22 protein-coding genes and 1 tRNA gene are annotated in these 19,279 nt (G+C 67.5%); 2 read left to right on the top strand and 21 right to left on the bottom strand.

The genetic code is table 11. The features are described from left to right. Positions 1–40 precede the first annotated feature (40 nt). From ABD154_RS01940 to ABD154_RS01960, 5 genes are all read right to left on the bottom strand, one after another. Positions 41–114: transfer RNA gene (locus ABD154_RS01940), tRNA-Arg, on the bottom strand. A gap of 107 nt (positions 115–221) precedes the next feature. Further along, positions 222–431, bottom strand: coding sequence for a hypothetical protein (locus tag ABD154_RS01945; protein ID WP_198498605.1), 210 nt, complete (start codon positions 429–431; stop codon positions 222–224). A gap of 59 nt (positions 432–490) precedes the next feature. Next, positions 491–814, bottom strand: a complete 324-nt coding sequence (locus ABD154_RS01950) for a thiamine-binding protein (RefSeq protein WP_137825943.1) — start codon at positions 812–814, stop codon at positions 491–493. A gap of 107 nt (positions 815–921) precedes the next feature. Further along, a complete protein-coding gene (locus ABD154_RS01955) occupies positions 922–1,443 on the bottom strand; it encodes an MOSC domain-containing protein (protein ID WP_344249733.1) in 522 nt (173 codons plus the stop codon). 6 nt (positions 1,444–1,449) lie between these two features. Beyond that, positions 1,450–2,640, bottom strand: a complete 1,191-nt coding sequence (locus ABD154_RS01960; protein ID WP_198498603.1) for an acetyl-CoA C-acetyltransferase — start codon at positions 2,638–2,640, stop codon at positions 1,450–1,452. A 333-nt stretch (positions 2,641–2,973) separates the two neighbouring features. On the opposite strand from ABD154_RS01960, the gene ABD154_RS01965 reads away from it, so the two are divergent. Beyond that, positions 2,974–4,596, top strand: a complete 1,623-nt coding sequence (locus ABD154_RS01965) for a coiled-coil domain-containing protein (RefSeq protein ID WP_198498602.1) — start codon at positions 2,974–2,976, stop codon at positions 4,594–4,596. A gap of 90 nt (positions 4,597–4,686) precedes the next feature. Here ABD154_RS01965 and ABD154_RS01970 read toward each other — a convergent pair whose 3' ends face one another. Then, positions 4,687–4,983, bottom strand: a complete 297-nt coding sequence (locus ABD154_RS01970; RefSeq protein ID WP_232623572.1) for a hypothetical protein — start codon at positions 4,981–4,983, stop codon at positions 4,687–4,689. A 30-nt stretch (positions 4,984–5,013) separates the two neighbouring features. On the opposite strand from ABD154_RS01970, the gene nucS reads away from it, so the two are divergent. Next, positions 5,014–5,709 (top strand): endonuclease NucS, encoded by a 696-nt coding sequence (gene nucS / locus ABD154_RS01975; protein ID WP_198498601.1) that lies wholly within the window; start codon positions 5,014–5,016, stop codon positions 5,707–5,709. A gap of 102 nt (positions 5,710–5,811) precedes the next feature. Here nucS and ABD154_RS01980 read toward each other — a convergent pair whose 3' ends face one another. The 15 genes from ABD154_RS01980 to prmC all read right to left on the bottom strand — a co-directional run bounded on the left by ABD154_RS01980 (position 5,812) and on the right by prmC (position 19,272). Then, positions 5,812–6,819: a hypothetical protein gene (locus ABD154_RS01980; RefSeq protein WP_344249737.1), complete on the bottom strand. Its 1,008-nt coding sequence runs from the start codon at positions 6,817–6,819 to the stop codon at positions 5,812–5,814. Positions 6,820–7,196: 377 nt separating this feature from the next. Then, entirely contained in the window at positions 7,197–8,510 is a 1,314-nt protein-coding gene (gene murA / locus ABD154_RS01985; protein WP_198498599.1) for a UDP-N-acetylglucosamine 1-carboxyvinyltransferase, read from the bottom strand. Next, positions 8,510–8,977, bottom strand: a complete 468-nt coding sequence (locus tag ABD154_RS01990) for a DUF2550 domain-containing protein (RefSeq protein WP_137825948.1) — start codon at positions 8,975–8,977, stop codon at positions 8,510–8,512. The genes murA and ABD154_RS01990 overlap by 1 nt, the downstream gene beginning before the upstream one ends. Positions 8,978–9,000: 23 nt before the next feature. Further along, positions 9,001–9,261 carry a F0F1 ATP synthase subunit epsilon gene (locus tag ABD154_RS01995; RefSeq protein WP_137825936.1) on the bottom strand — a complete coding sequence of 87 codons (261 nt, stop codon included), beginning with the start codon at positions 9,259–9,261 and terminating at the stop codon, positions 9,001–9,003. 3 nt (positions 9,262–9,264) lie between these two features. Next, positions 9,265–10,716, bottom strand: coding sequence for a F0F1 ATP synthase subunit beta (gene atpD, locus ABD154_RS02000; protein ID WP_140955140.1), 1,452 nt, complete (start codon positions 10,714–10,716; stop codon positions 9,265–9,267). 27 nt (positions 10,717–10,743) lie between these two features. Further along, positions 10,744–11,679, bottom strand: a complete 936-nt coding sequence (locus ABD154_RS02005; RefSeq protein WP_140955141.1) for a F0F1 ATP synthase subunit gamma — start codon at positions 11,677–11,679, stop codon at positions 10,744–10,746. Positions 11,680–11,710: 31 nt separating this feature from the next. After that, a complete protein-coding gene (atpA, locus tag ABD154_RS02010; protein ID WP_198498598.1) occupies positions 11,711–13,345 on the bottom strand; it encodes a F0F1 ATP synthase subunit alpha in 1,635 nt (544 codons plus the stop codon). A gap of 86 nt (positions 13,346–13,431) precedes the next feature. After that, positions 13,432–14,238, bottom strand: coding sequence for a F0F1 ATP synthase subunit delta (locus ABD154_RS02015; RefSeq protein WP_198498597.1), 807 nt, complete (start codon positions 14,236–14,238; stop codon positions 13,432–13,434). Next, positions 14,238–14,789: a F0F1 ATP synthase subunit B gene (locus ABD154_RS02020; RefSeq protein ID WP_137825931.1), complete on the bottom strand. Its 552-nt coding sequence runs from the start codon at positions 14,787–14,789 to the stop codon at positions 14,238–14,240. The genes ABD154_RS02015 and ABD154_RS02020 overlap by 1 nt, the downstream gene beginning before the upstream one ends. A gap of 27 nt (positions 14,790–14,816) precedes the next feature. Then, positions 14,817–15,041: a F0F1 ATP synthase subunit C gene (atpE, locus tag ABD154_RS02025; RefSeq protein WP_198498596.1), complete on the bottom strand. Its 225-nt coding sequence runs from the start codon at positions 15,039–15,041 to the stop codon at positions 14,817–14,819. 77 nt (positions 15,042–15,118) lie between these two features. Further along, complete coding sequence (gene atpB / locus ABD154_RS02030) at positions 15,119–15,931, bottom strand: F0F1 ATP synthase subunit A (RefSeq protein ID WP_344249745.1); 813 nt, start codon at positions 15,929–15,931, stop codon at positions 15,119–15,121. Positions 15,932–16,137: 206 nt separating this feature from the next. Then, a complete protein-coding gene (locus tag ABD154_RS02035) occupies positions 16,138–16,593 on the bottom strand; it encodes a Cg1360 family ATP-synthase-associated protein (protein ID WP_198498594.1) in 456 nt (151 codons plus the stop codon). Beyond that, positions 16,590–17,699, bottom strand: a complete 1,110-nt coding sequence (locus ABD154_RS02040) for an MraY family glycosyltransferase (protein WP_198498593.1) — start codon at positions 17,697–17,699, stop codon at positions 16,590–16,592. The genes ABD154_RS02035 and ABD154_RS02040 overlap by 4 nt, the downstream gene beginning before the upstream one ends. Then, positions 17,700–18,350, bottom strand: a complete 651-nt coding sequence (locus tag ABD154_RS02045) for an L-threonylcarbamoyladenylate synthase (RefSeq protein ID WP_140955146.1) — start codon at positions 18,348–18,350, stop codon at positions 17,700–17,702. A 19-nt stretch (positions 18,351–18,369) separates the two neighbouring features. Beyond that, a complete protein-coding gene (prmC, locus tag ABD154_RS02050) occupies positions 18,370–19,272 on the bottom strand; it encodes a peptide chain release factor N(5)-glutamine methyltransferase (RefSeq protein WP_198498592.1) in 903 nt (300 codons plus the stop codon). Positions 19,273–19,279: the final 7 nt, after the last annotated feature.

The following is a 19,279-nucleotide window of genomic DNA, read 5'->3' on the forward strand; positions in this document are numbered from 1 at the left end:
CCAGGCACGCCGTGACGAGCGACAATTGCCCTGGACTGTGCGCCCCCGGCGGGGCTCGAACCCGCGACCTACCGCTTAGAAGGCGGTTGCTCTATCCGACTGAGCTACGGAGGCCCACACATCGTAACCGATCGCCGCCGGGCAGACGAAAGCGGCCCCGCACTCCCCCGCCTGGTCAGATGACCGGGTGGAGGATGCGGGACCGCCGAGGTGTCGTCAGCTCAGTGGGTGCTGCCGGCCTTCTCGAGCGCCTTGCGCACCGTGACGAACGCCAGGATGACGACGCCGGTCAGGGCGAGGATGACGGCGAGGGCTTCGACGCCGAAGGCCACTTCGGCCGCGAGCGGAAAGAAGCCGGCGATCATGAACCCGAGCAGGGCGATCATGGTCAGAGCAGTGGCTGTGGTGAAATACGCGGATCCGTTTTTCATGGGTCATCCTCCTTCTTCCTGAATCCGACGATAGACCCGTTCGGCGCGCCTGTCACCGATTACTCGTCGGAAAGTTTCCTCCGCGCCTCGAGAGCGTCCTCAAGGCGGTCGACCTTGGCCTCGATCTCCCCGTCATGACCAGGGCGGATGTCGGCCTTGATGACCAGGGAGATGCGGGAGCCGAACGGTGCGACCGCCTCGGTGGCGCGCTTGACGACGTCGAAGACCTCGTCCCATTCGCCCTCGATCTCGGTGAACATGCTCGTCGTGCGGTTGGGCAGCCCGGAGGCGCGGACGACCTCGACGGCCGCCGCGACGGCCTCGTGGACGGAGCCGTCGCTGCGGCCGGTGCCCGAGGGGGCGACGGAGAATGCGAGAAGCATCGTGATGCCTTCCTGTTGTCGTGGCTGGTCTGCTGTCGTGTCAGGTGTCGTCAGTTCGGGGCCGAGGAAACGCTGCGGCGGTGCTCCGGTCAGCTCGCCGAGGTGGGTCAGACGGGCGCCAAGGCGTGGGGCTCGCCGTCCGGCAGCTCGACGGTCACCGCGTCCCCGGGTCGCACCGTGCCGCTGGTCGAGACGATGCCCATGACACCTGCCAGGCGCACGGTCTGGCCCTCGTCGTCGCGGAAGACGACCTGCCCCAGCAGTCCGGGGATCAGTCCGTCGATCTGCGCGCACGGATTGCGCAGACCGGTGAGCGTGACGACGGCGTCCCCGATGCCCAGGCGCGTGCCCACCGGCAGCGCGAGGAGATCGAGGCCGAGCGTCGTGATGTTCTCACCCAGCTGCCCGGGGCCGACGGCGAACCCGGCGGCGCCGAGGCGGTCGAAGAGCTCCGCGTGGAGAAGATGGACCTGACGGAGGTTCGGCGCCGAGGGCGTGCGGGTGAGGCGGGAGCGATGCTGGACGGTGACCCCNNNNATGCCCTCGACGAGGTCGATCGCGTCGCGGACAGGCTTCGAGAACGCATGCTCCGCGTCGCTGCTGACACTCACCACCCGCGCCGCCGCCATCGGACCTCAGCTCTGGGCGGGAACGGAGATGATGAGCGAATCGCCCTGGCCGCCGCCGCCGCACAGCGCCGCGACACCGGTGCCGCCGCCTCGGCGCTGGAGTTCGAGGGCGAGCGTGAGGACGATGCGGGCCCCGGAGGCCCCGATCGGGTGGCCGAGCGCGATCGCACCGCCGTTGACGTTGACCTTCTCGGGATCGATGCCGAGGTCCTGCGTGCTCGCGAGTCCGACGGCGGCGAACGCCTCGTTGATCTCGTAGAGGTCGAACGAGTCGGGGGCGACGCCCTCCTTCTCGGCGGCCGCGCGGATCGCCTGCGAGGGCTGGTGCTGGAGCGTCGAGTCCGGACCGGCGGTCCATCCGTGCGCGCGGATCTCGGCGAGGATCGGCGCCCCGAGCTCCTCGGCCTTCTCCTTCGACATGACGACGACGGCGGCCGCACCGTCGGAGATCTGCGAGGCGTTGCCCGCGGTGATCGCCCCGTCCTTGCGGAAGGCCGGACGCAGCTTCGCCATCGACTCGGGCGTCGTGTCCGGGCGCACGCCCTCGTCGTCGGTCACCGTCGTCTCGCCCTTGCGGCTGGTGATCGTCACGGGCACGACCTCGTTCTCGAAGACGCCGGACTCCCATCCGGCCGCGGCACGCTGGTGCGATTGCGCGGCGAACGCGTCCTGCTGCTCACGACTGAACTCGGAATCGCCCTTGTTCGCCTCCTCGGTCAGCCCGCCCATCGCCTGGTCGGTGAACGCGTCCCAGAGGCCGTCGTAGTCCATATGGTCCTTGGCGACGACATCGCCGTACTTGTACCCGGCCCGCGACTTCTCGAGCAGGTGCGGGGCCAGCGTCATCGACTCCTGGCCACCGGCGACGACGACGTCGTACTCCCCGGCGCGGACGAGCTGCGCGGCCTGCGTGATCGCGTTGATGCCCGAGAGGCAGAGCTTGTTGATCGTGATCGCGGGCACGCTCATCGGGATGCCCGCCTGGGCCGCGGCCTGACGTGCCGGACCCTGACCGAGGCCGGCCTGGAGGACCTGTCCCATGATGACGTACTCGACCTCATCACCGGAGATGCCCGCACGGTCGAGGGCCCCCTTGATCGCGGCCGCCCCGAGGTCGACCGCGGTCTGCGATCCCAGGGCTCCCGAGAGCTTGCCGAACGGTGTGCGCGCGCCTGAGACGATCACTGCTTCAGTCATGTTTCCTCCTTGATCAAGGATGTCCTCGCCCCGGGCAGGTGCTGCACGGCGGTGAGCTGCTTGCTCCCAGGGTAACCGAGCCCTCTGTGGCACTGATCACTGGGGTGCCGCGGGGGCGTGCGACCCCGGATATCGCGCCCACCGAGCATCGTTCCTGTTCGCCGAGGCGGCCCCGCGGTCCACTCGCTGCAGCTGTTGTGCGCGGGGTCACCGCACCGGTGCACAGTCCCGTTCCGACCGCCGGATTCGGACACAACACTCATCTTGAGTCCGATAGAGTGGGGAGCGCGCAGGCACGACAACATCCCCTTGAGACGACAGGAGTCAGCTTCAGTGACGCCCACCGAAGAATTCCGCACAGCGATGCGCGGGTACGAGAAGAGCGAAGTCGATTCCCGACTGCAGCAGCTGCGCACGGAGATCGAATCCGTGCGAAAGGCGCTGTCGGATGCCCGCAGTCAGGTCATCAACGCCGATCGAGCGAAGCTCCAGATCGCCGGTGAGCTGTCCGAGGCGAAGGCACAGCTGAAGAAGGCGGCCAATGAGAACGCCGAGGCGGCCGGTCCTCCCGGATCCCGCATCGACCATCTCCTCAAGATCGCCGAATCCCAGGCCCGCGAGACGCTGGCCCAGGCGAACTCCGATGCCGAGACGATCCGCAACAAGGCCCGCGCCGAGGCGGCATCCGCGCGCGCGCGGATGCACACCGAGAGCAACGACACCCTCAGCAGCGCCCGTTCCGAGGCCGACGCGATCATCAGCTCCGCGGAGCTGCGCGCCGAGGAGGCCGTCAAGGCCGCGGAGAATCGCGCCGCCGAGCTCAAGGCCACCGCCGAGCGCGAGTCCCTCCAGTCCAAGGAGGCCAACGACGCCGCGTCGAAGGAGGCCCGCGAGAGCCTCGAGCACGAGATCGCCGAGCTCCGCGCCGCCGCGGAGAAGGAGGCCACCGACCTCCGCGCCGAGGCCAAGACCCAGGCCGATGAGACCATCGCCGCCGCACAGGCCCAGGCCGATGAGCTCCTCGCCGCCGCGAAGTCCCGCGACGAGGCGTCGAAGAAGGCTGCGAACGACCTCGAGGTCGAACTCGCCGCCAAGCGCAAGGACGCCGAGGCCGAGCGGAAGAAGCGCTACGACACCGCGCAGACGGAGAACAAGAAGCTCATCGAGGAGGCCCAGTCCCGCGCGGCCAAGGCCGACGCCGATGCGAAGACGGCGGCCGAGCGCGCCGAGACGACGCGCGCCGATGCCGTGAAGAAGGCCGACGAGATCATCGCCGACGGCAAGGCCCGGGCGCAGACGCTCATCTCCGAGGCTCGCGCCACGGCCGAGGCGACGATCGAGGAGTCGGCGGCCGAGGCCAAGCGCAACGTCGCCTCGGCGCAGTCGCAGGTCGATCTGCTCACGAAGCAGCGCAAGACGATCACCGCGCAGCTCGACCAGCTCCGCTCGCTCTTCGCGATGCCCGGTGTGATGGGCGGCGACGCCGTCGATCCGGCGAAGGCCGAAGCCGCGACGCACGCGACCGAGCAGATCGCCGACGGGGAGACGCTCGCCGATCTCCTCGCCGCCGATGCCGCTGAGGAGCGGGACGCCGCGAAGAAGGGCGCCGACGCCAAGGCAGGCTCCGCCAAGGGAGCCGCTGCGGCAGGTTCGGCGGACAAGGGCACGGCCGACAAGAGCCCCGCGGACAAGGGCTCGGCTGACAAGACCGCTGCCGATCAGAGCGGTGCGACAGCTGCCCAGAAGACGACCGTCGACGAGGCGACGACTGAATCGGTCGAGTCCGATGTCGACACCTCGGAACTGCCCAACGGCGCCACCGATGCCGAGACGATCGCCATCGACGCCCAGGTCTCCGGCACCACGCCCGGGACGCAGGGTTCGGGCGGGGCCGCCTCGGCGAACGACGGCGCGGGGCGGTCGAAGGCCGCGCGCACGCGCAACTCTCTGCGCTGAGCCTCCTGCTCACGCGCCTGAGTGAGACGAGGACACGCGAAAGGGGACCCACTGCAGTGGGTCCCCTTTCGCGTGTCCGGCGTGCTGCTATCAGCGGAACTTCTCGAAGCAGCGGGTGTGCCAGTGCCGGCGCGCGTCGACGCCGATGTCGATACCGTGAGGGGCGCTCTGCCGCCACGCGACGATGTGCGCTGTCGCCGCGGACACGCTCTGACCGCACCCGGGACAGACGTAGACCTTGCCGCTGGCATTGCCTGCGACCTGCTGGACCGACCACGTGCCGTCGGGCAGATCGCGGCTGCGACGCAGCCCGCCGACGGACTCCGAGAGGTCCCGGCCGGGAGTGCTCCACTTGTTCCGGCGACGCGAGGAGTTCGATCGTGGCATAAGCCGATTCTCTCACGTAGTGTGTGACGGGTGCGCCTCGTGATAGCTGAATGCTCTGTTGACTATGCCGGTCGTCTGACCGCCCATCTGCCCATGGCCACCCGCCTCATCATGCTCAAGGCCGATGGTTCGATCCTCATCCACTCCGACGGCGGATCGTACAAGCCGCTCAACTGGATGACTCCCCCGTGCTCGGTCCAGATCGCACCGGCGACCGAGGAACAGGCCGAGGCAGGACTGCGCGAAGTGTGGACGGTCGCGCAGGCGAAGACCGGGGACCGCCTCGTCATCTCCGTCGCCGAGGTCCTCTCGGATTCCAACCACGACCTCGGCGTCGATCCCGGTCTCGTCAAGGACGGCGTCGAGGCCCACCTCCAGGAGCTCCTCGCCGAGCACATCCACACCCTCGGCTCGGGCTACAGCCTGGTCCGCCGCGAGTACATGACGGCCATCGGGCCGGTCGACATCCTCGCGCGCGACGAGGCGCAGAAGTCCGTCGCCGTCGAGATCAAGCGCCGCGGCGACATCGACGGCGTCGAACAGCTCACCCGCTACCTCGAGCTGATGAACCGCGACCCGCTGCTCTCGCCGGTCACCGGCGTCTTCGCCGCGCAGGAGATCAAGCCGCAGGCGCGCACCCTCGCCGAGGACCGCGGCATCCGCTGCGTCGTCCTCGACTACGACGCCCTGCGCGGGATGGACGACCCGGAGACGCGCCTCTTCTGACCGCCTCGGCGCCCATTACCTATCGATCAAGCGGGAGTGCGAATGGCGGGCCGTGCACGCCCCGCTATCCGCGCTGCGGCTTGACCGACGACTGGATCGCCCTCACTGCGCGCCGTGAATCGGGCCTGCGAGTCGGTCTCGCGCGGCGATCTCCGTCTCGCGGATCCGCACCGCCTCTTTGATCCTGAGGAAGAGGTCTGCGCTGAAGAGATCGGCCCATCGAATGCGGAAGACCAACCACCCCTCGTTCCGCAGGGCGTACTCCCGCTTCCGTTCGCGTTCGAAGGCTCGGTGCGGATCACCGTCATCGATATAGTACTTGCCGGCGCCATCGAACTCGGCAATGACTTTGACCGCTTCGTTGCCGAAGTCGGACCGAGCGAGGAAGCGACCATCGGCGTCGCAGACGACGAGTTGCGGCTCGAACCCCGGTATCGAATACTCGACGAATCGAACGGCGCAGATCGACTCGGCCACCGTTTCACGCCGCCCGTCGATGTTCTCCAGCACCGCTGAGATCCGCGACTGGCGGGTCCGCACAGGATGCGCCAACTGGTGCGCTCGGAACTCCTCGAGAGACACCCGCCCCAAGCGCACCGCGGCATCCGCAACAGCCACGGCGAACGCCAACGGACAATCCCTGGCGAGATCGAGGAGCGTCTGCACCACCGTCGTCACCGGAATCCCGTCGACGATCTCGATGGTGTCGGGCTGCAGGGACCGTCGGCGGACCACGAGATCCCTCTGGCGGACCGAGCTGCGAGGGCTCGCGACTTCGACGTACACCTCACCCCTATCGACATACGGCACGGACAGGCCGTGGACGAGCAGCGCACTGCGATGGGAGAACACTGCGTCATGCGGCAGGTCGGGGACGAATGACCGGACGAGAATCCTCAGATCCTCTCCGCGCTTGAGCATCCCCGTGGTCTCATGGGGCAACGCGGTCTCCTCCGCCTCCGCGATCGCTGCGACGAAAGCGTGCGACGGATTGTCGCACGCACGCGTGACGACGTATCGTCCCCGCCGGAGTCGCCGCAGGCAGCAATCGACGGCAGATCTGATCTGATGGGTGTTCCAGTTCGCCGCCACCAGATCCGAAGTCTCCAAGCACGCATACATGCAATCGAGCATGGAACAGAACGCATCCGAACCGCAAGAGCATCAAAATGCCCTGTGGATAACTAATGAGCGGCGAACGCGCCTGTGGACAGTCAACCGGCACGAGTACGCCGGAGGTATCGGTCACGGCGTGGCGCGGATAGCCAGGCGTGCAACACCGGCGATCCGCGGTCAGCCTGGAGTGAGCGCCCGGGTGGTGCCGGTCACGGCGTAGCGCGGATAGCCAGGCGTGCAACACCGGCGATCCGCGGTCAGCCTGGAGTGAGCTCGCGGATGTGCGGGAAGTCTCGAAACGTGCTGGCGGGCTTGACCGACGGGCGGCTTGAGCGACGACCGATGAGTCGCCGCACCGTGCGAGAGGGAGCTTAGTCGAAGCTGAGGCGGTCGGCGCGGCTGACGCGGACGATGTCGGCGCCGAGCGCCTGGAGCTTCTGCACGAAGCCCTCGTAGCCGCGGTCGATGTGATCGACTCCGGAGACCTCGGTGATCCCGGCCGCCCGCAGACCGGCGAGGACGAGACCGGCACCGGCGCGGATGTCGGAGGCCTCCACCTCGGCGCCGGAGAGCTCGTCGACCCCGGTGATGAGGGCATGATTGCCGTCGACGCGGACCTTCGCACCGAGGCGGGCGACCTCCTGGACGAAGCGCCAGCGCGCCTCGAAGAGGTTCTCCGAGAGCAGCCCGACGCCGTCGGAGACCGAGTTGAGCGCAATGACGAAGGGCTGGAGATCGGTCGGGAAGCCCGGGAACGGCATCGTCGCGACGCGGATCGCGTGGGGACGCTCGGGACCGATGACGCGGAAGCCCTTGCCCTGCGTGCCGTCACCCAGGGTGATGTCGCCGAGGTCGTCGACCGTCGCGCCGGTGTCGCGGAGTTTGATCGCGACGTTGGGCATGATGTCGAGGCCGACCCCGCGCACCGTGACGTCTCCCCCGCTCAGCGCCGCGGCGAACGCGTAGGTGCCGGCGACGATGCGGTCGCCGACGGTGCGGTGCACGACCGGATGCAGGGCGTCGACGCCGGTGATCGTGAGATCGGCGGTGCCGATCCCCTCGATCCGGGCGCCCATCTCGACGAGCATGAGGCAGATGTCGACGATCTCCGGCTCCTTCGCCGCGTTCGCGATCGTCGTCACGCCCGAGGCCAGGGTCGCTGCCATGACGAGGTTCTCCGTGGCTCCCACGGAGGGGAAATCGAGGGCGATGTCCGTGCCGGTCAGGCCGCCGGGGGCCTCGGCGACGAAGTAGCCGTGTTCGAGCCGCACATGGGCGCCGAGGGCTTCGAGTCCGGCCTGGTGCATGTCGAGGCCGCGGGAGCCGATCGCATCGCCGCCGGGCAGCGCCACATGCGCCGAATGCATCCGCGCCGTCAACGGTCCGAGGACGGAGATCGAGGCCCGCATCGCGCGGACGAGTTCGTAGTCGGCTTGGATCCCCACCTCGGCGGGGACGTCGATGCTGACGATTCCGGCTTCGGCATCGTAGTCGACGGTGCATCCGAGGCGGCTGAGGAGCTCGACCATGATCCGCACGTCGAGGATCGCGGGAACGTTCGTGATCGTCGTCTTGCCGACGGCGAGCAGACTCGCCGCCATGAGCTTGAGGACGCTGTTCTTCGCACCGCGCACGTCGACGGTGCCGCGCAGCTGCGTGGGGCCGGTGAGGCGGAAGACTTCCATCAGGTGAACCGTCCCATCGTCGGATTGAAGCCGGGGGGCGAGGACTCGAGCCACGAGGCCATCGTCGACAGCGACTCGGTGTCCATCGCCAGGGAGACATTGCGCGGGCGCCCGTCGGCCTTGCCGTACGAGCAGTCGACGACGACCGCGTCGGGGAGCACCGAGTACTGCTCCCCCGAGGTGGGCTTGCGCCGCACGAGGATGTCGAGGTCGGCGCGCGGCAGACGCACTGCCGCGCGCCGGTTGAGAGCGAACACGGGATACCAGTCGAGCGAGCTGACGGCGAACACCGCGACGCCCAAACGCCAACGTGGGCGGGAACTGGATTCCTCGCCCACGTTGATCGAACAGTCAAAGGCACCCGACAACTTCGAGATCGACCTGCGCCGGATCGTCACGACGACGATGAGGGCAAGAGCCAGTCCCACCAGCGAAAGCAGAACGATGAGCAGGACGGAAGGGTTCACGGTTGCCAAGTGTAATTGACTGATCAGAGAAGTTCGGCCTGATCAGCCGCAATGATGACGCGATTGTTCTCGACCGAGAGGAATCCCCCGTCGGCCTGCACTCGGACGGTCTCGTCCGAGGTCGTGAGAATCCTCGCCTCACCATCGGCCACGACACCGAGAACGGGTTCGTGACCGGGCAGGATGCCGATCTCGCCGTCCAGGGTGCGGGCGATGACGCGCTTGGCCTCACCGACCCACACCTCCTGGTCGGCTGCGACGACGTTGACATCGAGGACTGCCATGGCTTACTTCTTCTGCAGTTCTTCGTAGTTGCGCATGACATCGTCCATGCCGCCGACGTTGAAGAAGCACTGCTCCGGGATGTAGTCGACCTCACCGGAGACGATCTTCGCGAAGCCCGCGACGGTGTCGGCCACGGGAACGGTCGAACCCGGAACACCCGTGAACTTCTCAGCGGTGTACGTGTTCTGTGAGAGGAACTGCTCGATGCGGCGGGCACGGTGGACGACGAGCTTGTCCTCTTCCGAGAGCTCGTCGACGCCGAGGATCGCGATGATGTCCTGCAGCTCCTTGTTCTTCTGCAGGATCGCCTTGACCTCGTTGGCCACGCGGTAGTGCTCCTCGCCGACGACCAGCGGGTCGAGGATGCGCGAGGACGAGGTCAGCGGGTCGATAGCGGGGTAGAGACCACGCGAGGCGATGTCGCGGTTGAGCTCGGTCGTCGCATCGAGGTGCGCGAACGTCGTCGCCGGAGCCGGGTCGGTGTAGTCGTCGGCCGGCACGTAGATCGCCTGCATCGAGGTGATCGAGTGACCGCGCGTCGAGGTGATGCGCTCCTGGAGCACACCCATCTCATCGGCGAGGTTGGGCTGGTAGCCCACAGCCGAGGGCATGCGGCCGAGCAGCGTCGAGACCTCGGAACCGGCCTGGGTGAAGCGGAAGATGTTGTCGATGAACAGGAGGACGTCCTGGTTCGCGACATCGCGGAAGTACTCCGCCATCGTCAGCCCGGCCAGGGCCACGCGCAGACGCGTGCCCGGCGGCTCGTCCATCTGACCGAAGACGAGGGCGGTGTCGCCGAAGACTCCGGCTTCGTCCATCTCGAAGATGAGGTCGTTGCCCTCACGGGTGCGCTCACCCACACCGGCGAACACCGAGGTGCCGTTGTGGTTGTGCGCGATGCGGTAGATCATCTCCTGGATGAGGACGGTCTTGCCCACACCCGCGCCGCCGAAGAGGCCGATCTTTCCACCCTGGACGTACGGGGTGAGCAGGTCGATGCTCTTGATGCCGGTCTCGAGGACCTCCTGCTTCGACTCGAGTTCGTCGAAGGCCGGAGCGGGACGGTGGATCGGCCAGCGCTCGGTGATGTCGAGCTCTTCGCCGGGGGCGAGGTTGAGGCAGTCACCGGTGGTGTTCCACACGTGGCCCTTGGTGACGTCGCCGACGGGCACCGAGATCGGCGCGCCGGTGTCGACGACTTCCTGGCCGCGGACGAGGCCGTCGGTCGGCTGCAGGGACACGGCGCGGACGATGCCGTTGCCGAGGTGGAGGCTGGTCTCGAAGGTGAGCTTGCGCGTGCCCTCCGAGAGCTCAACCGTCGTGGTCAGTGCGTTGTAGATCTCCGGCACGGAATCGAGCGGGAACTCGACGTCGACGACCGGGCCGATGACCCGGGAAATGCGACCGAGGGCTGTGCCCTGTGCCGGGGAGTTATCCGTAACTGTGGCAGTCATGGTCTCTTTCTTCTCTGCTCGTACCGGTCAGTCGCCGGCTGCCGATGCCGCAAGGGCGTCGGCCCCACCGACGATCTCGGTGAGTTCCTGGGTGATTTCCGCCTGACGGGCCGAGTTGGCCAGCCGGGTGTAGGTCTTGATGAGGTCGTCGGCGTTGTCCGTCGCCGTCTTCATCGCCGCCTGACGCGAGGCCTGTTCGGACGCCGAGGCGGACAGCAGTGCCGAGAGGATGCGCGAGTCGATGTACCGCGGCAGGAGGGCGTCGAGGACGGCCTCCGCGCTCGGTTCGAACTCGTAGAGCGGCATCGTGCCGGCATCCGACCCGCCGCCTCCGGTGCTGCCCGAGGTCGTCGCCTCGTCGGCGTCGACGACTTCGAGCGGCAGCAGGCGCCGGTACTCGGGATCGTGCTTGACCGAGGAGACGAATCGCGTGAAGACCATGTAGATCTCCTGGACCCCGCCGTCGCCGGCGTCGGTCTCGAAGGCCTTGAGCAGCGCCTCGCCGATCTTCCGGGCATCTTCGGCGGTCGGGTTCTCCGAGAACCCGGTCCACGCCTCGACGATCGGACGATCGCGGAACGTGTAGTAGCTCTCGGCCTTGCCGCCGACCGTGTAGAGCGCGACCTCCTTGCCCTCCTGCTTGAGCAGGCGGACGAGTTCCTCGGACTCCCGGATGAGGTTGGCGGAGTAGGCTCCGGCGAAGCCCCGGTCCGGACCGATGACGAGCACCGCGGCGCGGGTGACATGGTCCGGCTCCGAGGTCAGCACATGGTCGACGTTCGATTCGCTCGCGACGGCGGAGACAGCGCGGGTCAGGGCGTTGGCATACGGGCTGGCCGCCTGCGAACGCGCGATCGCCTTCTGAATCCGGGACGCGGCGATGAGCTCCATGGCCTTGAAGATCTTCCTCAAGGACTGAGTCGAGCGGATCTTCTGTTTGAAGACCCTCTGCTGGGCTCCCATCAGTTCTTCCTTTCGCCGTTACAGATCAGGTTCAACGCTTCTGCCGAACGATCTGCTCCTGCTCGACGTCATCGGAGGAGGCGACGGACGAGTCCTCAGCGCCGGCCTTGCTGCCGTCGTTCTCGTCAGCGACCCAGTTCTTGTTGAACTCGTCAAGCGCCTTCTCGAGCTGCTCGCGGACGTCGTCCTCGAGCTTCTGCGTCTCGCGGATGACGGTGAGGATCTCGGTCTTGCGCTCGACGGTGTCGAGCATCTCGGCTTCCCAGCGCAGCACGTCGGAGACGGCGACATCGTCGAGGTAGCCGTTGGTGCCGGCGAAGATCGACACGGTCTGCTTCTCGAACGGCATCGGGTCGAACTGCGGCTGCTTGAGCATCTCCATGAGGCGAGCACCGCGGGCGAGGTCGCGCTTGGTCGCATCGTCGAGGTCCGAGGCGAACATCGCGAAGGCCTCGAGCGACCGGTACTGCGCGAGCGAGAGCTTGAGCGTACCGGAGACGCTCTTGAGCGCCTTCGTCTGCGCGGCACCGCCGACTCGGGAGACCGAGACGCCGACGTCGACGGCAGGACGCTGACCGGAGTTGAACAGATCCGACTGGAGGAAGATCTGTCCGTCGGTGATCGAGATGACGTTCGTCGGGATGAACGCGCCGACGTCGTTGGCCTTGGTCTCGATGATCGGCAGACCGGTCATCGAGCCGGCGCCGAGGGCGTCGGAGAGCTTCGCGCAGCGCTCGAGGAGGCGCGAGTGGAGGTAGAAGACGTCACCCGGGTAGGCTTCGCGGCCCGGCGGGCGGCGGAGCAGAAGGGAGACGGCGCGGTAGGCCTCGGCCTGCTTCGAGAGGTCATCGAAGACGATGAGGACGTGCTTGCCGTTGTACATCCAGTGCTGGCCGATGGCCGAACCGGAGTAGGGCGCGAGGTACTTGAAGCCCGCGGGGTCGGAAGCAGGGGCCGAGACGATCGTCGTGTACTCGAGCGCACCGTTCTCTTCGAGCGAACGGCGCACGTTCGCCACGGTCGAGCCCTTCTGACCGACGGCGACGTAGATGCAGCGGACCTGCTGCTCGGGGTCACCGGTCGCCCAGGCGTCGCGCTGGTTGATGATCGTGTCGATCGCGAGAGCCGTCTTGCCGGTCTTGCGGTCGCCGATGATGAGCTGACGCTGGCCGCGGCCGACGGGGATCATCGCGTCGACGGCCTTGTAGCCGGTCTGCAGCGGCTGGCGCACTTCCTGGCGGTCCATGACGCCGGGGGCCTGGAGCTCGAGCTCGCGACGGCCGTCGGTCTCGACCTCGCCGAGGCCGTCGAGCGGGCGACCGAGCGGGTCGACGACGCGACCGAGGTAGCCGTCGCCGACGGGGATCGAGAGGACCTCACCGGTGCGGTAGACGTCCTGCTCCTCCGCGATGCCCGCGAAGTCGCCGAGGACGACGACGCCGATCTCGCGCTCGTCGAGGTTCTGGGCCAGGCCCAGGGTGCCGTCTTCGAAACGGAGGAGCTCGTTGGCCATGGTGCCCGGCAGACCTGAGACGTGGGCGATGCCGTCACCTGCGGTGACGACCTTTCCGACCTCAGTCTTCTCCGAGCTCTCGGGGTTGTACGACTCAACGAACTTCCCCAGAGCGTCCCGGATCTCCTCCGGGCGAATTGTCAGTTCCGCCATTGTGGTTTCCCTGCTTCCTTTTACTCAGAACGTGTGTCCGACGACCGGTGGGCCGCCTGTGCCGCCGGATCTGCCGGCGAGCGTGATCAGCTTGCGAGTTTGCGGTGGACCTCTGCCAGACGGTCCGCGACGGTCGAGTTCATGACCTCGTCGCCGACCTGCACCCGGACTCCCCCGAGGACCTCGGGATCGACCTGGACGTTGAGCACGAGCTCACGACCGTAGTTGGCAGCCAGCGCCGCAGCGAGGCGTTCGGTCTGCGCGGGCGTCAGCGGCTTGGCCACCGTGACATCGGCGACGGACCGCTGCTGGCGCGCGGCGAGGATGTCGCTGAAGTGGTCGAGGGCGATCGCCACGCGCAGCCCGCGCGGATGGACCGCAGCGTGCTCGACGAGCGTGATCGTGTCCGGCGAGGCCTTGCCTGCGAGCAGGTTCTCCACGAGTGCGCGCTTGGCGTCTGCCCCGGCATCGGAGTCGAGCGCCCGCGAGAGCTCATGATCGCTCTCGAGCAGTCGGGCGAAGCGGAAGATCTCCTCCTCCACCTGACCGAGCTGGCCGAGCTCTTGAGCCGCGGCCGCGATCGCCGTGACTCCGGCGACCTCGAGACTCGTGACGAAGTCCTGCGTGCGCGCCCACCGCTGGCCGACCGCCACCGAGGCGATCGTGAGAGCGGATTCGGGCACCTGGGCGCCGAAGACGGCGCGCAGCAGGCCCTGCTTCTTCTCCGCGGACTCCGAGGAGTCCGCGAGTGCCTTGCGCAGGCCGAGGTTGTCGGCGAGCACGCCGACGACGCCGAGCAGCGACTCGCCGATCTCGCGGGCGTTGCCGGTGGCGATCTCAGCGTTCGCGGCCTCGAGGACGGCCTGCAGGGACAGCCTGCTCGACTGGAGCATCACGCCCCCTTGACCGGCTGGCCGGACGACTGCGTTTCGAGATCGGCGATGAAGCGATCGACGACGCCGGCGGACCGGGTGTCATCGGTGAGCGATTCGCCGACGATGCGGGAGGCGAGATCGGTGGCGAGCGTGCCCACCTCACTGCGCAGCTGCACCATGGCGGACTGGCGTTCCGCGTCGATCTGGACCTGCGCCTGCGCGATGATGCGATCAGCCTCGGAGTGAGCCTGTGCCTTCATCTCGGCGATGATCTGAGCGCCCTCTTCCTGAGCCTCGGCGCGCAGTCGTGCGGCTTCCGCACGACCGTCGGCGAGCTGCTTCTGATATTCGGCCAGAGCCTGATCGGCTTCGGCCTGCACCTTCTCGGCCTTCTCGATGCCACCCTGGATGCGCTCAGCACGCTCGTCGAGTGTCTTGTTGAAGGCGGGGAGGACGTACTTCCAGACAACCAGGAAGACGATCAGCAGACAGACGGCACTCCAGACGATGTCATACAGCGCCGGGAGAAGCGGGTTCTCAGACGCTGCAACAATTTGTACCGGAGTCATCGTTTAGTCCTCTTCGGATCTTTTGGATCAGGGCAGGAAGAACGGGGTCGCGATGCCGATGAGGGCCAGCGCCTCGATCAGAGCGATACCGAGGAACATGTTTCCGCGGAGTGCACCGGCCATCTCGGGCTGGCGAGCGGTTCCCTCGATGGTCTTGCCGATGACGATGCCGACGCCGATACCGGGGCCGATCGCGGCGAGGCCGTATCCGACGGTGGCGATACTGCCGTTGACTTCAGCGAGCATATCCATTGAATGCTTTCCTTTCATATGTCGGCCGGGGGGTTGGCCCGGCCTTGCAACACGTGGTTACAGACTGTGGGAACGACTCAGTGGTCGTCCGAGATCGCGGCGTTGATGTAGACGCACGAGAGCAGAGCGAAGATGTAGGCCTGGAGGACGACGATCAGCATCTCGAGGAGGAAGACGAAGAAGCCGCCGGCGAAGGTGAGGATCGAGAAGAACTGGAAGCCGTTGCTGGCGTCGAAGAGGAAGAAGCTCGTCGCGGAGAAGCAGAGGACGAGGAGGAGGTGGCCGACCATCATGTTCGCGAAGAGTCGGATCGCGAGCGTGAACGGCTGCGTGATGAACTTCGTGATGAACTCGATGGGGATGAGAAGGATGTGCATCGGCCACGGCACGTTCGGCAGGATGAGCGCCGACTTGAGGTACCCGCCGAGTCCCTTCTGCGCGATGCCCGCCCAGTGGTAGGTGACGTAGACGGTCAGGGTGAGGACGATCGGCAGTCCGATGACGCCGGTGGCCGGCATGTTGAAGAACGGGATGAGCTTCGTGACGTTCCAGAAGAGGACGCCGAAGAAGATCGCCACGATGAGCGGCATGAACTTCTTCGCCTTCTCCTTGCCCATGGTGTCCTCGGCGATGCCGACGGTGACGAACTCCATGGCGAGCTCCATGGCCGACTGGAACCGGCCGGGAATGAGCTTCATCCGCTTCGCCCAGATGGCGAGGACGACGACGACGGCGATCGTGGCGATGATGCGGATGAGCATCACGCGGTTCATCTCGAACGGCGTGCCGATGAAAGCGAACGGTGCGGGAAAGAACTCCGCCATCGACGGGGCGTGATATCCGCCTTCAGCGGCTTGGATCAGTGTTTGCGCGGCGTTGAGTTTACCCACGTTTACGTTTCTCTCCCATGGTCATCGGCCGGAAATGGCCTGGCCTTCGGCCGCGCGAGGAGCGCGGGGATCAAGATCAGGAGCGACTTGGAGCGACACGGCTCCAGCACCGGAACTACTCTACCAACGGTAGAGAGCTGCCGACAAATCCTTGCGGCTTGGCTGAGCGAATCCTGGCAGCGGTGGATGCTCGGCATATGGACGGATCAGCGGGACCGTCCCGCTTCGGGATCGACGTAGGGCACCCGCGCCTTGACGACGGTGATCGCCTCGACGAGTGAGGAGCCGATGACGGCTGCGACGATCGTGAAGAAGGCCACCGTGCCGTCGAGCCACACGGCGTCCTTGAGCCGCCAGATGACGATCATGAAGATGAACGCCTTGAAGAGGAAGCCGAGCCCGAGGAACCCCGCGATCGCGGTGAGCCCGAGATTGCGTCCGAGGTACATGATGACGAGTGTGACGACGATGAAGACGGCGGCCAGTCCCCCGCCGATCGCCCCGCCGATGAGCCCGGCGCTGCCCGAGACGAGCCAGCCGATGCCCATGCCGGCGGCGGCGACGACGAGGACGAGGATCGCCCCGCGAATGAGCATCGTCCTCCACACGCGGGTCCAGGCGGCCTGGACGGCGGTCTCCGAGGTCGGCTGAGGGTCGGTCACGAGATTTCCTCTCTGGCATGGCGGCGGGCGCGCAGCGGGTAGAAGGTGAAGACGAGGGTGACGGCGAAGAGCAGGCCGACGACGATGACGACGGAGACGGCCGGGACGAGCAGGAGCATGACGGAGCCGAAGGCGATGAGCGCCGTCCACGTGTAGAGGATGAGGACGGCCCGGGCGTGGGAGTGCCCGAGGCGGAGCATCCGGTGGTGGAGGTGCTTAGCATCGGCGGAGAACGGCGACTGCCCGGCCATGAGCCGGCGGACGACGGCGAGCCCGAGGTCGAGCAGCGGCAGGAACATCACGGCGATGGGCAGGATGATCGGCAGGTACGTCGCGAAGACGCGCTCCTGTCCGATGAGGGCGGGATCGACCTGACCGGTGACCCGGATCGTCGAGGCGGCGAGCAGCAGACCGATGAGCATCGAGCCGGAGTCGCCCATGAAGATGCGGGCCGGGTTGAAGTTGTGCGGCAGGAAGCCGAGGCACGCCCCGACGAGGATCGCGATGATGAGCGAGGCGAGGTTCGCATACGAGTCCGGGGAGGCGTCGCGGGCGAGCCAGTACGAGTACATGAAGAAGGCGCTGCCGCCGATCGCGACGACCCCGGCGGCCAGCCCGTCGAGTCCGTCGACGAAGTTCACGGCGTTGATCGTCACGAGGACGACGAGGATCGTGACGATGATCGACATCCGCGGGCTGCCGATGATCACCCCGCCGAAGGGGATCGAGAGCAGGGCGACGCCGTTGATCGCCATGAAGCCCGCCGCCAGTGCCTGGCCGGCGAGCTTCGTGATCCAGTGGAGGTCCCAGATGTCGTCGATGATCCCGAGCAGACAGAGCAGTCCGGCGGCCCCGGCGATGCCGATGATCGGGCCCATCTCGACGAAGATCCGCTGGAGGAACGGCGTCTGGGAGGCGAAGAGGAGGCCGACGATGACGGCCCCGAACATCGCGACTCCGCCCAGCCTCGGCGTGGGCACGGAGTGGACGTCGCGTTCGCGCAGCGGGGAGAAGATGAGCCCGCGCTCGGCGACCCGCTTGACCATGGGCGTGAGCAGGTACGCCACCAGCGCGGAGACGACGAGGATGAAGAGGTAGGCGCGCACTCAGCCGTCCAGGTCGCGAAGGTCGGGCACGATCTCCCGCAGCTGCTCTGCGGTGATCGGCCCGTTGCGGACGATGCGGGGGACGTCGCCGGAGAGGTCGATGATCGTCGAGGACTGACCGGAGTCGCGCCCGCCGCCGTCGAGGTAGATCTCGACATCGGATCCGAGCATGTCCTGGGCCGCATCCGCCGAGGTGGCCGCCGGCTCTCCCGTGGTGTTCGCACTCGAGACGGCGAGCGGTCCCGTCCGGCCGAGCAGCGCGAGCGCGTACTCGTCGTCGGGCATCCGCACGGCCACGGTGCCGTGGGTGTCCCCGAGGTCCCAATCGAGGGAGGGCTGGGCATTCGCGATGATCGTCAGCGGTCCAGGCCAGAACTTCGCGGTGAGCGCGAGCACCGTCTCGTCGACGCCGTCGACGAGCCCGAAGACCGTCTCCGCGCGCGGGACGAGCACCGGCGGCGGCATGTTCCTCCCCCGGCCCTTGGCCGTGAGCAGGGCCGCGACGGCTGACGCGTTGAAGGCGTCGGCCGCGATGCCGTAGACCGTGTCGGTGGGAATGACGAGGAGGTTGCCCGCCTCGACGACGCGCGCGCACTCGTCGAGGACGAGATCGCGGATGTCGGCCTGCGTGACGTCGAATCGTCGGGACACTGAATCTCTTTTCCTGCTGTCAGCTCGTCGGGTGGGTGCGCGGAGCGGTCGCCGCGGCCACCGTGTAGCGGTCGCGTCCAGTGTAGTCCGGGAACGTGGTCGCAGCTGCCAGACCCGCCACACCGGCGATGATCTCGCGGACCCCGGCGCCCTGATCCTCGGCGTGCTCCATGATGACGAGTCCGCCGGGACGGAGCAGGAGCGCCGCCTGAGCGAGGATGAGGGCGGGGATCTCGAGTCCGGAGACGCCGCCGTAGAGCGCGGCGGCGGGATCGTGGTCGCGCACCTCGGGGTCCTTCGGCACGGCCGCATCGGGCACGTACGGCGGGTTCGTCACGACGACGTCGACGGTGCCGACGAGCTCCGGATGGTCGCTGGCCGCGGTCGTCGCATCGCCGGCGATGAGGTCGACGTCGGAGGCGCCGAGGTCGAGGCGGGCGAGGTTCGTCCGTGACCACCGCAGGGCCGCGGCTTCGCGTTCGATGCCGATGACGCGGGTGCCCGGGCGCTCGAGGGCGACCGACAGGGCGATCGCCCCCGAGCCCGAGCAGAGATCGAGCACGAGCGGGGCGGTGTCGCCTTCCCGGTGCGCGAGGTGATCGAGGACCTCGGTGACGAGGAGTTCGGTCTCGGGTCGGGGCACGAACACGCCGGGACCGACCGCGAGATCGAGACGGCGGAAGTGCGCGACACCGGTGAGGTGCTGGAGCGGCATGCGGCGGCTGCGCTCGTCGAGGAGGCGGGCGAACCGGTCGGCGACGGCGGCCGGGACCGCCTCGGCGAAGAGCCGGCGACGGGCCAGGGTCGATGCATCGATGTCCCATGCATGGGCCAGCAGAGCGGAGACGTCGGTCTCGGGAGAGGGCACCCCCGCCTCGGTGAGCACACGGGCACCGGCCCGCAGCAGAGTGGGGACGTCCATGGTGGTC

This window comes from Brevibacterium sanguinis, assembly GCF_039528855.1.
In the GTDB taxonomy this organism is placed as follows: Bacteria; Actinomycetota; Actinomycetes; order Actinomycetales; family Brevibacteriaceae; genus Brevibacterium; species Brevibacterium sanguinis.

Excerpts from the sequence above, each read along its gene's own strand:
- prmC (WP_198498592.1), bottom strand. The coding sequence starts at position 19,272 with ATGGACGTCCCCACTCTGCTGCGGGCCGGTGCCCGTGTGCTCACCGAG.
- ABD154_RS02020 (WP_137825931.1), bottom strand. The coding sequence starts at position 14,789 with ATGACTCCGGTACAAATTGTTGCAGCGTCTGAGAACCCGCTTCTCCCG.
- ABD154_RS01995 (WP_137825936.1), bottom strand. The coding sequence starts at position 9,261 with ATGGCAGTCCTCGATGTCAACGTCGTCGCAGCCGACCAGGAGGTGTGG.
- atpA (WP_198498598.1), bottom strand. The coding sequence starts at position 13,345 with ATGGCGGAACTGACAATTCGCCCGGAGGAGATCCGGGACGCTCTGGGG.
- ABD154_RS01970 (WP_232623572.1), bottom strand. The coding sequence starts at position 4,983 with ATGCCACGATCGAACTCCTCGCGTCGCCGGAACAAGTGGAGCACTCCC.
- ABD154_RS02015 (WP_198498597.1), bottom strand. The coding sequence starts at position 14,238 with ATGCTCCAGTCGAGCAGGCTGTCCCTGCAGGCCGTCCTCGAGGCCGCG.
- ABD154_RS01945 (WP_198498605.1), bottom strand. The coding sequence starts at position 431 with ATGAAAAACGGATCCGCGTATTTCACCACAGCCACTGCTCTGACCATG.
- atpE (WP_198498596.1), bottom strand. The coding sequence starts at position 15,041 with ATGGATATGCTCGCTGAAGTCAACGGCAGTATCGCCACCGTCGGATAC.
- ABD154_RS02005 (WP_140955141.1), bottom strand. The coding sequence starts at position 11,679 with ATGGGAGCCCAGCAGAGGGTCTTCAAACAGAAGATCCGCTCGACTCAG.
- ABD154_RS01950 (WP_137825943.1), bottom strand. The coding sequence starts at position 814 with ATGCTTCTCGCATTCTCCGTCGCCCCCTCGGGCACCGGCCGCAGCGAC.
- murA (WP_198498599.1), bottom strand. The coding sequence starts at position 8,510 with ATGGAAGTCTTCCGCCTCACCGGCCCCACGCAGCTGCGCGGCACCGTC.
- atpD (WP_140955140.1), bottom strand. The coding sequence starts at position 10,716 with ATGACTGCCACAGTTACGGATAACTCCCCGGCACAGGGCACAGCCCTC.
- ABD154_RS01960 (WP_198498603.1), bottom strand. The coding sequence starts at position 2,640 with ATGACTGAAGCAGTGATCGTCTCAGGCGCGCGCACACCGTTCGGCAAG.